The organism is Pseudomonas sp. NBRC 111123, from assembly GCF_001320205.1.
GTDB classification, from domain to species: domain Bacteria; phylum Pseudomonadota; class Gammaproteobacteria; order Pseudomonadales; family Pseudomonadaceae; genus Aquipseudomonas; species Aquipseudomonas putida_J.
This window is the reverse complement of record NZ_BCAZ01000042.1, coordinates 37,758-50,201: the sequence shown is the minus strand read 5'-3', so window position 1 is coordinate 50,201 and position 12,444 is coordinate 37,758. Positions and strand designations below refer to the sequence as shown.

Genomic DNA, 12,444 nt, shown 5'->3' with positions numbered 1-12,444 from the left:
ATGGGAGCGGGTTCACCCGCGAAAGGGCCGGTACAGTCACCCACAAGCCACCTGTGATATCCAGAAACCATTCAGTTGCACTATCCGGGCACCACAGCCAGTACCTTGGAAAGGTCACTTTCAAGGAAGAAACCAATGCTTCGGGCAAAATCCCATCTGCTGCGGCGCGGCCGTTACTCTGAACTCGGCAGGCTTTATCTGTTGACCACTGTGACTCACCAACGCAAGCCACTGTTCCTAGACTTGCACCATGCAAGGCTGGTCATTCAGCAACTGCGTCAATCCGATCAGGAACACGCCTGCCGGTCTTTGGCCTGGGTACTGATGCCGGACCATCTGCATTGGCTGATCGAGTTGAGAGGCACGACGCTGGGGACATTGATGCGCAGGTTCAAGTCCAGGTCCAGTCTGGTACTGCATCAGGCAGGGGTTGAGCATGATCCGGTATGGCAGCCTGGGTATCAGGACCGGGCACTGCGGCGGGAGGAGAGCATGGTGCATGTTGCCAGGTACATTGTTGCCAACCCCTTGCGGGCCGGCCTGGTCAGAAGTGTCAGGGACTATCCCCACTGGGATGCCGTATGGCTTTGAATCGGCATTGGGACATTCGCGCTCCCGCAGGGTCACCACAAACCCGAAGATTGTGGTGACCCTGTGGTGCGGGTTCACTCGCGAAAGGGCCGGGTCAGGCCGACGCTGCAACCTGCGCCGTGCGCTTGACCTGTGGCTGCGAGGCGTTGGCCGCCGCGCCTTCCTCGATCGCCTGCTGGATCGCCTTGCGACGACGCTCTTCGGCCTGGCGGCTGAAGTACCAGACAAAGAAGGTCACCAGCGACACCGACAGCAGGATCAGGCTGGCCACGGCGTTGATCTCAGGCTTCACGCCCAGACGCACCGCCGAGAACACTTCCATCGGCAAAGTGGTCGAGCCTGGGCCCGACACGAAGCTCGCCAGTACCAGGTCGTCCAGCGACAGTGCGAACGACATCATGCCGCCCGCCGCCAGCGATGGCGCAATCATCGGAATGGTGATCAGGAAGAACACCTTCCACGGCTTGGCACCCAGGTCCATTGCCGCTTCCTCGATCGACAGGTCCAGCTCGCGCAGGCGCGCCGACACCACCACCGCCACATACGCCGCACAGAACGTGGTGTGGGCAATCCAGATGGTGACGATGCCACGCTCCTGCGGCCAGCCGATCATCTGCGCCATGGCCACGAACAGCAGCAACAGCGACAGACCGGTGATCACCTCAGGCATTACCAACGGCGCGGTAACCAGGCCGCCGAACAGCGTGCGGCCCTTGAAGCGGGTGACCCGGGTCAGCACGAAGGCCGCCAGGGTACCCAGCGCCACTGCCGCTACCGCGGTGTAGCAGGCGATCTCCAGCGAGCGCATCACCGAACCCATCAGCTGGGTGTTGTCGAGCAGGCCGACGTACCACTTCACCGACCAGCCACCCCACACCGTCACCAGTTTGGAGGCGTTGAACGAGTAGATCACCAGGATCAGCATCGGCAGGTAGATGAACAGCAAGCCGAGCACCAGCATCAGCTTGGAGAAACTGAAGCGCTTCATGCCCTGCCCTCCATTTCTTTGGCCTGGCTGCGGTTGAACAGCAAGATCGGCACGATCAGGATCGCCAGCATTACCACCGCCAGGGCGGAGGCTACCGGCCAGTCACGGTTGTTGAAGAATTCCTGCCACAGCACTTTACCGATCATCAGGGTTTCCGGGCCGCCAAGCAGCTCAGGAATGACGAACTCGCCCACCACCGGGATGAACACCAGCATGCAGCCGGCGATGATGCCGTTCTTCGACAGCGGGACAGTGATCTTCCAGAAGCTGTTGAAGGTGCTCGACCCTAGGTCCGAAGCGGCTTCGAGCAGGCTCGGGTCATGCTTCACCAGGTTGGCGAACAACGGCAGGATCATGAACGGCAGGTACGAATAAACCACGCCGATATACACCGCCAGGTTGGTGTTGAGGATCTGCAGCGGCTGGTCGATCAACCCAGTCCACATCAGGAAGCCGTTGAGCAGCCCGTTGTTGCTGAGGATACCCATCCAGGCATAGACGCGGATCAGGATCGCGGTCCAGGTCGGCATCATGATCAGCAACAGCAAGACCGTCTGGGTCTCCTTCTTGGCGTTGGCGATGGCGTAGGCCATCGGGTAGCCGATCAACAGGCACAGCAGGGTGCTGAAGAAGGCCATCTTCAACGAGCCCAGGTAGGCCGAGATGTACAGCTCATCCTCGGTCAACAGGCCGTAGTTGGCCAGGTTGAGCACCACCTGGATCTTGTCTTCGACGTAGCTGTAGATCTCGGTATACGGCGGGATCGCCACGTCGGCTTCGGCGAAGCTGATCTTCAACACGATGAAGAACGGCAGCATGAAGAACAGGAACAGCCAGATGAACGGAACCCCGATCACCACGTGCCGCCCCTCCGGGATTAAGCGCTGGAAGGCTCGCTTGAGCTTGCGTGGTTTCATGACCGCAGTACCACGCCGCTGTCGTCTTCCCACCACACGTACACCTCATCGCCCCAGGTCGGGCGTGCGCCCTGGCGCTCGGTGTTGGCGACGAACGACTGGACGACCTTGCCGCTTGGCAGCTCGACGTAGAACACCGAGTGGCCACCCAGGTAGGCGATGTCGTGGACCTTGCCGCGCGACCAGTTGTGCTCGAAGTCTGGCTGGCTGGTGGTGACCAGCAGCTTTTCAGGGCGCAGGGCGTAGGTGATGTGCTTGTCTTCCACCGAGGTGGTGATGCCGTGGCCGACGTAGATCTTGCGCTCCAGTTCCGGGCTGGCAATGATCGCGTGGCCTTCGGCGTCGTCGACCACATCACCGTCGAACAGGTTGACGTTACCGATGAATTCGCACACCAGGCGGCTGGTCGGGGTCTCGTAGATGTCCACTGGCGAGCCGATCTGGGCGATCCAGCCCAGGTGCATGATGGCGATGCGTTGGGCCATGGTCATGGCCTCTTCCTGGTCGTGGGTCACCATCACGCAAGTCACGCCCACGCGCTCGATGATTTCCACCAGTTCCAGTTGCATCTGCGAACGCAGTTTCTTGTCCAGTGCCCCCATCGGCTCGTCGAGCAGCAGCAGTTTGGGGCGCTTGGCCAGGGAACGGGCCAGGGCTACCCGCTGGCGTTGGCCACCGGAGAGCTGGTGCGGCTTGCGCTTGGCGTACTGGCTCATGTGCACCAGCTTGAGCATCTCGGCCACGCGGGCGTCGATCTCGGCCTTGGGCATCTTGTCCTGCTGCAGGCCGAAGGCGATGTTCTGCGCCACGGTCATATGCGGGAACAGCGCGTAGGACTGGAACATCATGTTGATCGGCCGCTCGTATGGCGGCATGTCGGTGATGTCTACGCCATCGAGGAAGATCCGCCCTTCAGTCGGGCGCTCGAAGCCAGCCAGCATACGCAGCAAGGTTGACTTGCCGGAACCGGAGCCACCCAGCAGGGCGAAGATCTCGCCTTTGCGGATTTCCAGGGACACATCGTCCACGGCGACCGTTTCGTCGAATTTTTTTGTAACCCGGTCGATCTTGACCAGCACCTGCTTGGGTTGCTGGCCACCCTCGAGGGCTTTTTTATAGGCACCGGAGGCAACTGCCATGAGTGAAACTCCCAACAAGATTTTTGTGCCCGTGCGGCCTGAGTCTCAGGTACCGCAACGGGTCTGGATGATTACTTGCCCGACTTGACCTTGGTCCAGCTACGGGTCATCAGGCGCTGCACCTTGGGCGGCAACTCTGAGTTCACGAACATCTTGTCCAGCACTTCCTGCGGTGGGTAAACCGCAGCGTCAGTCCTCACGGCCTGGTCCATCAGGTCGCCAGCCTTGGGGTTCGGGTTGGCGTAACCGACGTAATCACTGACCTGGGCGATAACCTCAGGTTTCAGCAAATAGTTGATGAAGGCGTGGGCCTCTTTCACGTTCTTGGCGTCTTTGGGGATCGCCAGTACGTCGAACCAGAGGTTGCCGCCTTCCTTGGGAATGGCGTAAGCCAGGTTCACGCCCTTCTTCGCTTCTTCAGCGCGGGCCTTGGCCTGGAACACATCACCCGAGAAGCCTGCCGCGACGCAGATGTCGCCGTTGGCCAGGTCGGTGATGTACTTGGACGAGTGGAAGTAGGTCACGTACGGGCGTACTGCCAGCAGTTTCTGCTCGGCCTTGGCGTAATCCTTGGGGTCGGTGCTGTTGGGGCTGAGCCCCATGTAGTTGAGCACCGCCGGGAGCATTTCGTCTGCCGAGTCGAGGAAGGCCACACCGCACTTGGAGAGCTTCTTCATGTTCTCGGGTTCGAACAGCACAGCCCAGGAGTCGATGGTGTCCACGCCCAGCGCGGCCTTGACCTTGTCGACGTTGTAACCGATGCCGTTGGTGCCCCACAGGTAAGGCACGGCGTACTGGTTGCCCGGGTCGTTCTTTTCCAGGCGTTTCATCAGCGCCGGGTCGAGATTGGAATAATTGGGCAGCAGATTCTTGTCGAGCTTCTGGAACGCGCCCGCCTTGATCTGCTTGCCAAGGAAATGGTTGGACGGCACCACCACGTCATAGCCGGTGTTGCCGGCCAGCAGTTTGCCTTCCAGGGTTTCGTTGGAATCGAAAACGTCCTGCACGGGTTTGATGCCCGTTTCCTTTTCGAAGTCCGCGAGTGTGTTCGGGCCGATATAGTCCGACCAGTTGTAGAAGTGCACCGTAGGCGCCGCTTGGACGCTGCATGCCAGCGTCAGGCCCGCTCCAGCCATCAAGGCCTTGCGTAATACAGAAATAGACAAGTGGGTGGTCCTCACAATCAGTGCCTTGGTGACGGCGTACTTATTGGCTACAAGCACCGCCGCACACGCAAAACCGGCGCGCAACTTACCTGCGCAGCTTCGATGCCGCAATCATCAATTGCCATTCACTGGCTCTGGGCCGGAAAACCCCGGCCCAGAGGTCACGCATCGGGGTTATTTGCCCGATTTGATCTTGGTCCAGCTACGCGTGATGTCACGCTGGACCTTGGCATCTGGTGCAGCGATCGCGTACAGCTGTTTCTTCACTTCAGCCGGTGGATAAATGCTTGGGTCACTGGTGATTGCCTTGTCCACGAACTGGGTGGCAGCGGCGTTGCCGTTCGGGAAGCGCACAGCGTTGGTGATTTCGGCCATGACTTCCGGCTGCAACAGGAAGTTCATGAACTGGTAGGCGGCGTCTTTGTGTTCGGCATCTTTCGGGATGGCGACCATGTCGTAGAAGGTGCCGGCACCTTCTTTCGGAATCACGTAGTCCACTTTGACCTTGTCGCCGGCTTCGTGGGCGCGGGCCTTGGACTGCTCCAGGTCACCCGAATAGCCGACGGCCACGCAGATGTTGCCGTTGGCCATGTCGCCGATGTACTTGGACGAGTGGAAGTAGGTGATCGAAGGACGGATCTTGAGGAACAGATCTTCGGCGGCCTTCAGGTCTTCCTTGCTGGTGCTGTTGGTCGGCTTGCCCAGGTAGTGCAGCGCCGCCGGGATCATCTCGGTCGGGGCATCCAGGAAGCTCACGCCGCAGCTCTTGAGCTTGGCGATGTTCTCAGGCTTGAACACCACGTCCCACGAGTCGATCTTGTCCACGCCCAGCGCGGCCTTGACCTTCTCCGGGTTGTAGCCGATGCCGATCGAGCCCCACATGTATGGGAAGGCGTGCTTGTTATCCTTGTCGCTGGCGTCGCCGACGGCCTTGAGCAGGTCTTCGTCCAGGTTTTTCCAGTTTGGCAGTTTGGAGCGGTCCAGTTCTTCGTATACGCCAGCCTTGATCTGCTTGGCCAGGAAGTTGTTGGACGGCACGACGATGTCGTAGCCCGACTTGCCCGCCAGCAGCTTGGCTTCGAGGGTTTCGTTGCTGTCGAAGACGTCGTACTTGACCTTGATGCCGGTCTGCTTCTCGAACTTGGCGATGGTGTCCGGAGCGATGTAGTCCGACCAGTTGTAGACGTTCAGTACCTTGTCTTCAGCCTGTGCAGCAGTGGCCATGGCACCCATCAGGGCGGCGGCCAGCAACGTCTTGCCCATTTTCTTCATGCGTCATGCTCCAGATTTTTTTGATTAGCCATCCGTTCAGCAGCCAGGCCCCGCGCTACACGCGTCGCAGCGACTGAAACAACCGCTAGTCTGGCAAGTTACAAGGCTCTGTTTCAAGGAAAGCAGGGCCTTGTAACCACTTAATGTCACATCGCTAGCCTAGCAAACGCTCAACGGATCGCTTCGAGGGTCAGGTCGAGGCACTTGCGCGCCTTTTCCACGAGCTCGTCGACCTCCTCGCGGCTGATCACCAACGGTGGCGCGATGATCATGGTGTCGCCCACCGCGCGCATGATCAGGCCGTTTTCAAAGCAGAAGTTGCGGCACACCATGCCCACGCCCTTGCCTTCGTAACGGCTGCGGGTGGCTTTGTCCTTGACCAGCTCGATTGCACCGAGCAGGCCCAGGCCGCGTACCTCGCCCACCAGCGGGTGGTCCTGCAGCTCGCGCAGACGTTTTTGCAAGTAGGGTGCCACTTCCGTGCGCGCCTTCTCGACAATCTTCTCGTCGCGCAGGATGCGCAGGTTTTCCAGGCCCACTGCGGCCGCCACCGGGTGGCCTGAATAGGTGAAGCCGTGGTTGAAGTCGCCACCTTCGCTGATCACCTTGGCCACCTTGTCACGCACGATCACACCGCCCATGGGGATGTAACCGGAGGTAAGGCCCTTGGCGATGGTCATCAGGTCGGGCTTGAGGTCGTAGTAGTCGGAGCCGAACCACTCGCCGGTGCGGCCGAAGCCACAGATCACTTCGTCGGCGACAAACAGGATGTCGTACTTCGCCAGGATCTCCTTGACCTTCGGCCAGTAGGTCTCTGGCGGAATGATCACGCCGCCGGCGCCCTGGATCGGCTCGGCAATGAAGGCGGCGACGTTGTCTTCGCCGACTTCCAGAATTTTCTTCTCCAGCTGCTCGGCTGCCCACACGCCGAACTCGTCGGGGCTCATGTCGCCGCCCTCACCGAACCAGTAAGGCTGCGGGATGTGCACGATGCCCGGGATCGGCAGGCCGCCCTGCTCGTGCATGCCGCTCATGCCGCCCAGGCACGCACCCGCGAAAGTGGAGCCGTGGTAACCGTTGATGCGGCCGATGATGGTCTGCTTGTGCGGCTTGCCCTTCAGCGCCCAGTAGTGGCGAACCATGCGTAGCACGGTGTCATTGCCTTCGGAACCGGAGCCGGTGAAGAACACATGAGTCATGCCCTCGGGCGCCACGTCGGTGATGGCCTTGGCCAGCTCCAGTGCAGGCGGGTGGGCAGTCTGGAAGAACAGGTTGTAGTACGGCAGCTCGCGCATCTGCTTTTCGGCAGCCTGCACCAGCTCTTCACGCCCATAACCGACCGCCACGCACCACAGGCCAGCCATGCCGTCGAGGATCTTGTTCCCCTCGCTGTCCCACAAATGCACGCCCTGCGCCTTGGTGATGATGCGCGGCCCCTTCTCCTTCAGCTGCTTGTAGTCACTGAAAGGTGCAAGGTGGTGCTCGCCGCTCAGGGTTTGCCATTCACGGGTTTGCGGGTTTTTGACGCTCATGTGCTTCTCCATGTTCCGCAGGCCGCCGGCGGGCGGCCTCAGGGGGTTGATCACACAGCAAACAGCAGGAACTCACGCTCCCAGGAGCTGATGACACGCTTGAAGTTCTCATGCTCGGCGCGTTTGGTGGCGACGTAGCCGGTGATGAATTTCTTGCCCAGGTACTGCACCAGCGCACGGCTGATTTCCATGCGTTCGAGGGCGTCTTCGATGGTCAGCGGCAGGCGCAGGTTGCGGCGCTCGTAGCCACGGCCCTGAACCGGTGCGCTGGCTTCGATGCCCTCGACCATGCCGATATAGCCGCACAACAGGCTGGCCGCGATGGCCAGGTAAGGGTTGGCATCGGCGCCCGGCAGGCGGTTCTCGACACGGCGGTTCTGCGGGCCGGCATCCGGTACGCGCAGGCCTACGGTGCGGTTCTCCTCACCCCACTCGACGTTCACGGGTGCCGAGGTGTCGGGCAGGAAGCGGCGGAACGAGTTGACGTTGGGGGCGAACAGCGGCAGCGCTTCGGGGATGAACTTCTGCAAGCCACCGATGTGGTGCAGGAACAGTTCGCTCATGCTGCCGTCTTCATTACTGAAGATGTTCTTGCCAGTGGCCACGTCGACCACGCTCTGGTGCAGGTGCATGGCACTGCCCGGCTCGCCGGTCATCGGCTTGGCCATGAAGGTGGCGGCGACGTTGTGCTTGAGCGCGGCCTCGCGCATGGTGCGCTTGAACACCAGGATCTGGTCGGCCAGGTGAAGGGCATCGCCGTGACGGAAGTTGATTTCCATCTGCGCCGTGCCGTCTTCGTGGATCAGCGTGTCAAGGTCCAGGCGCTGCAGTTCGCACCAGTCGTAGACGTCTTCGAACAGCGGGTCGAATTCGTTGGCGGCCTCGATCGAGAACGACTGGCGGCCGGTTTCCGGGCGGCCAGAGCGGCCAACCGGCGGCTGCAGGGGGAAGTCCGGGTCTTCGCTGCGCTTGGTCAGGTAGAACTCCATCTCCGGCGCGACGATCGGCTGCCAGCCCTTGTCGGCATACAGCTTGAGGACCTTCTTCAGCACGTTGCGCGGCGACAGTTCGACCGGGTTGCCCTTCTTGTCGTAGGTGTCGTGGATTACCTGGGCGGTCGGCTCGATGGCCCACGGCACCAGGAACACGGCATCCTGGTCGGGGCGGCAGATCATGTCGATGTCGGCCGGGTCGAGCAGGTCATAATAGATGTCATCGTCGACATAGTCGCCGGTCACGGTCTGCAGCAGCACGCTCTCGGGCAGGCGCATGCCTTTTTCGGCGATGAACTTGTTGGTCGGCGAGATCTTGCCGCGGGTGATGCCGGTCAGGTCGCTGATCAGGCATTCGACTTCGGTGATCTTGTGCTCTTTCAACCAATCGGTGAGCTGGTCGAGGTTGTTACTCATAAATACCTCAGGAGGTAAGGTGGTCCGCGCTCTGATTCTGGATGGAGTAGATTGCTAAAGCAAAAACCCACGCGCAGCCGCACTGTGGATACACTGAAACCAAGCGTGTCCGTAGTGGGATCAAAGGGCAGGAATACGAGAAGAGCAACGAAAAAGCGTTACGAGGTATCGCCCAGGTGCGCAAAGCGTCAATTATTGCGGCCATGCAGGCCACAGCTCGACTGATGCGTGCGGGAACGGCAGGGATACCCGACTGCACTGCGCAGGCAGCGCGTTCAGGTCGCGACAAGCGGACCATGTGACCCTCGTATTATTGTGTTCTGGGTTGAGTCCGAGCTTAGCCTTGTTAATTTTTTTACACAACACCTCCGTAAAAAATAAAACACGGCAGGTTGGAGATAGCCCTTTGCGAAGGAAATAGCGGATAATGGCATGCCCCGATATGCAGCAAATCTGCCGTCGATGTGCCGTTTCAGGGCATCATGGGGTTGGCTTGACATCAGTTTGTCTTTTCGATTGACTGGTCCTGCAAGCCCCCCTTGATTGATATTTTTAACAACAAAGGTGTTGCATCATGTCGGTACCCCCGCGTGCCGTTCAGCTTAACGAAGCGAACGCGTTCCTTAAGGAACATCCTGAGGTTCTCTACGTTGACCTTTTGATTGCAGATATGAATGGTGTGGTGCGCGGCAAGCGCATTGAGCGCACCAGCCTCCACAAGGTTTACGAGAAAGGCATCAACCTGCCTGCCTCCCTCTTCGCCCTGGACATCAACGGTTCCACCGTCGAAAGCACCGGGCTGGGCCTGGACATCGGCGATGCTGACCGCATCTGCTATCCAATCCCCGATACGCTCTGCAATGAGCCGTGGCAAAAGCGTCCTACCGCCCAACTGCTGATGACCATGCACGAACTGGAAGGCGAGCCATTCTTCGCTGACCCGCGCGAAGTGCTGCGTCAGGTGGTGAGCAAGTTCACCGACATGGGCCTGACCATCTGCGCCGCGTTCGAGTTGGAGTTCTACCTCATCGACCAGGAGAACGTGAACGGCCGTCCGCAGCCGCCACGCTCGCCAATTTCGGGCAAGCGCCCGCAGTCGACCCAGGTGTACCTGATCGACGACCTCGACGAATATGCCGACTGCCTGCAGGACATCCTGGAAGGCGCGAAAGAGCAAGGCATCCCGGCCGACGCCATCGTCAAGGAAAGCGCCCCGGCGCAGTTCGAAGTCAACCTGCACCACGTTGCCGACCCGCTCAAGGCCTGCGACTACGCGGTACTGCTCAAGCGGTTGATCAAGAACATCGCCTACGACCATGAAATGGACACCACCTTCATGGCCAAGCCCTACCCGGGCCAGGCTGGCAACGGCCTGCATGTACACATCTCCGTGCTGGACAAAGATGGCAACAACATCTTCACCAGCGAGGATCCCGAGCAGAACGCCGCGCTACGTCACGCTGTCGGCGGTGTGCTCGAGACCCTGCCTGCGTCCATGGCGTTTCTCTGCCCGAACGTCAACTCCTACCGCCGCTTCGGCGCGCAGTTCTACGTGCCGAATGCGCCGAGCTGGGGCCTGGACAACCGTACCGTGGCCCTGCGTGTGCCGACTGGCTCTGCAGATGCCGTGCGTATCGAGCACCGCGTAGCTGGCGCCGACGCCAACCCGTACCTGATGATGGCTGCCGTGCTGGCAGGCGTGCACCACGGCCTGACCAACAAGATCGAGCCAGGCACGCCAATTGAAGGCAACTCGTACGAGCAGTTGGAGCAGAGCCTGCCGAACAATCTGCGCGATGCCCTGCGCGAGCTGGACGACAGCGAGATCCTGAACAAGTACATCGATCCGAAGTACATCGACATCTTCGTCGCGTGCAAGGAGAGCGAGCTGGAGGAGTTCGAGCACTCGATCTCCGACCTCGAGTACAACTGGTATCTACACACCGTGTAAACAAAAACGCCGCCCATCAGGGCGGCGTTTTTCATTGATCTCCAGGCGCTTCGGCTCCTACAGGGATTTCTCGAAGATCTTCGAATTGCGCTGGTAGTTGTACAGTGACGCCCGCGCCGCCGGCAGCCGCTCGACACCGCTGGGCGCAAACCCGCGTTCACGGAACCAATGCGCCGTACGGGTGGTAAGCACGAACAAGGTATTCAACCCCATCTGCCGCGCCCGCCCTTCGATCCGCTCAAGCAGCTCATCCCCGCGCCCGCCATGGCGGTATTCCGGGTTCACCGCCAGGCACGCCAGTTCACCCGCCTGCGAATCGGCAATCGGGTACAGCGCCGCGCAGGCAATGATCATCCCTTCACGCTCGACCACGCTGAACTGTTCGATCTCGCGCTCCAGCACCTCGCGTGAGCGACGCACCAGGATGCCCTGCTCTTCCAACGGGCTGATCAGCTCCAGCAGGCCACCGACATCATCGATGGTCGCCTCACGCACGACCTCGAACTGCTCCTGCGACACCAGCGTACCGCCACCTTCACGGGTGAACAGCTCGGTCAGCAGCGCACCGTCTTCGGCATAACTGACGATATGGCTGCGCGCCACACCGCCTTTGCAGGCCTCGGCGGCGGCATCCAGCAACTCGCCCTGGTAATCGCTGCCCAGGCGCGCCAGGTGCGGGGCGATCTGTTGCGGACGCAGTTCACGCACCAGCTTGCCGTTTTCGTCCAGCAGGCCAGGTTCGGCGCCGAACAGCAGCAGCTTGTCGGCACCCAGCTCGATGGCCGCGCGAGTGGCGACGTCTTCGCAAGCCAGGTTGAAGATTTCACCGGTAGGCGAGTAGCCCAGCGGCGACAGCAGCACGATGGAGCGCTCGTCGAGCAGGCGGCTGATGCCCTTGCGATCGACCCGGCGCACCTCGCCGGTGTGGTGGTAGTCCACCCCTTCGAGCACGCCGATCGGCCGCGCAGTGACCAGGTTGCCGGAGGCCACGCGCAGGCGCGAGCCCTGCATCGGCGAGGCGGCGATATCCATCGACAGGCGCGCCTCGATGGCCAGGCGCAGGGCACCCACGGCATCGATCACGCAGTCCAGGGTGGCGGCATCGGTAATGCGCATGCCCCGGTGGTAGTGCGGGGTCAGGCCGCGATCAGAGAGACGGCTTTCGATCTGCGGGCGCGACCCATGCACCAGCACCAGGCGCACACCCAAGCTGTGCAGCAGTACCAGGTCGTGGACGATGTTGCCGAAGTTCGGGTGTTCAACCCCATCGCCGGGGAGCATGACCACGAAGGTGCAGTCGCGATGGGCATTGATGTACGGGGAGGCATGACGTAGCCAGTTGACGTATTCGGGCATGACAGGGCCTGTGGATAAAGTGGACGGAGAACGGTGAGTCACACGGCGTTCAGGATCATCGTCGGAACAGGCTTGCGGTCACGCGCGGTCTCCTCTAGGCAAGAACGAATCAACAGGGTGGAC

At 60.7% G+C, this 12,444-nt stretch carries 10 protein-coding genes; 2 read left to right on the top strand and 8 right to left on the bottom strand.

Features of this window, described 5'->3' with window-relative positions:
- Nucleotides 1–135: 135 nt before the first annotated feature.
- Nucleotides 136–591: a transposase gene (locus APH27_RS19710; RefSeq protein ID WP_060485690.1), complete on the top strand. Its 456-nt coding sequence runs from the start codon at nt 136–138 to the stop codon at nt 589–591.
- Nucleotides 592–685: 94 nt separating this feature from the next.
- On the opposite strand, the gene APH27_RS19705 is transcribed toward APH27_RS19710, so the two are convergent.
- The 7 genes from APH27_RS19705 to APH27_RS19675 form a co-directional block, all read right to left on the bottom strand.
- Entirely contained in the window at nt 686–1,579 is an 894-nt protein-coding gene (locus tag APH27_RS19705) for an ABC transporter permease subunit (RefSeq protein WP_060485689.1), read from the bottom strand.
- Nucleotides 1,576–2,457, bottom strand: coding sequence for an ABC transporter permease subunit (locus APH27_RS19700; RefSeq protein WP_177331700.1), 882 nt, complete (start codon nt 2,455–2,457; stop codon nt 1,576–1,578). The genes APH27_RS19705 and APH27_RS19700 overlap by 4 nt, the downstream gene beginning before the upstream one ends.
- 35 nt (nt 2,458–2,492) lie before the next feature.
- Nucleotides 2,493–3,635, bottom strand: a complete 1,143-nt coding sequence (locus tag APH27_RS19695; protein WP_027920896.1) for an ABC transporter ATP-binding protein — start codon at nt 3,633–3,635, stop codon at nt 2,493–2,495.
- Nucleotides 3,636–3,706: 71 nt separating this feature from the next.
- Nucleotides 3,707–4,801 carry a polyamine ABC transporter substrate-binding protein gene (locus APH27_RS19690; protein WP_027920895.1) on the bottom strand — a complete coding sequence of 365 codons (1,095 nt, stop codon included), beginning with the start codon at nt 4,799–4,801 and terminating at the stop codon, nt 3,707–3,709.
- Between the two features lie 174 nt (nt 4,802–4,975).
- Complete coding sequence (locus tag APH27_RS19685; protein WP_027920894.1) at nt 4,976–6,073, bottom strand: polyamine ABC transporter substrate-binding protein; 1,098 nt, start codon at nt 6,071–6,073, stop codon at nt 4,976–4,978.
- Between the two features lie 170 nt (nt 6,074–6,243).
- Nucleotides 6,244–7,605: an aspartate aminotransferase family protein gene (locus APH27_RS19680; RefSeq protein ID WP_027920893.1), complete on the bottom strand. Its 1,362-nt coding sequence runs from the start codon at nt 7,603–7,605 to the stop codon at nt 6,244–6,246.
- A gap of 50 nt (nt 7,606–7,655) precedes the next feature.
- A complete protein-coding gene (locus APH27_RS19675) occupies nt 7,656–9,014 on the bottom strand; it encodes a glutamine synthetase family protein (RefSeq protein ID WP_027920892.1) in 1,359 nt (452 codons plus the stop codon).
- 574 nt (nt 9,015–9,588) lie between these two features.
- Here APH27_RS19675 and APH27_RS19670 point away from each other — a divergent pair.
- Nucleotides 9,589–10,965, top strand: a complete 1,377-nt coding sequence (locus APH27_RS19670) for a glutamine synthetase family protein (protein WP_027920891.1) — start codon at nt 9,589–9,591, stop codon at nt 10,963–10,965.
- 57 nt (nt 10,966–11,022) lie between these two features.
- On the opposite strand, the gene argA is transcribed toward APH27_RS19670, so the two are convergent.
- Nucleotides 11,023–12,321 (bottom strand): amino-acid N-acetyltransferase, encoded by a 1,299-nt coding sequence (gene argA, locus APH27_RS19665; protein WP_027920890.1) that lies wholly within the window; start codon nt 12,319–12,321, stop codon nt 11,023–11,025.
- Between the last annotated feature and the right edge of the window lie 123 nt (nt 12,322–12,444).

Coding starts and splice junctions, on each gene's coding strand:
- APH27_RS19685 (WP_027920894.1), bottom strand. CDS start 6,073: ATGAAGAAAATGGGCAAGACGTTGCTGGCCGCCGCCCTGATGGGTGCC.
- APH27_RS19705 (WP_060485689.1), bottom strand. CDS start 1,579: ATGAAGCGCTTCAGTTTCTCCAAGCTGATGCTGGTGCTCGGCTTGCTG.
- APH27_RS19695 (WP_027920896.1), bottom strand. CDS start 3,635: ATGGCAGTTGCCTCCGGTGCCTATAAAAAAGCCCTCGAGGGTGGCCAG.
- argA (WP_027920890.1), bottom strand. CDS start 12,321: ATGCCCGAATACGTCAACTGGCTACGTCATGCCTCCCCGTACATCAAT.
- APH27_RS19680 (WP_027920893.1), bottom strand. CDS start 7,605: ATGAGCGTCAAAAACCCGCAAACCCGTGAATGGCAAACCCTGAGCGGC.
- APH27_RS19675 (WP_027920892.1), bottom strand. CDS start 9,014: ATGAGTAACAACCTCGACCAGCTCACCGATTGGTTGAAAGAGCACAAG.
- APH27_RS19710 (WP_060485690.1), top strand. CDS start 136: ATGCTTCGGGCAAAATCCCATCTGCTGCGGCGCGGCCGTTACTCTGAA.
- APH27_RS19670 (WP_027920891.1), top strand. CDS start 9,589: ATGTCGGTACCCCCGCGTGCCGTTCAGCTTAACGAAGCGAACGCGTTC.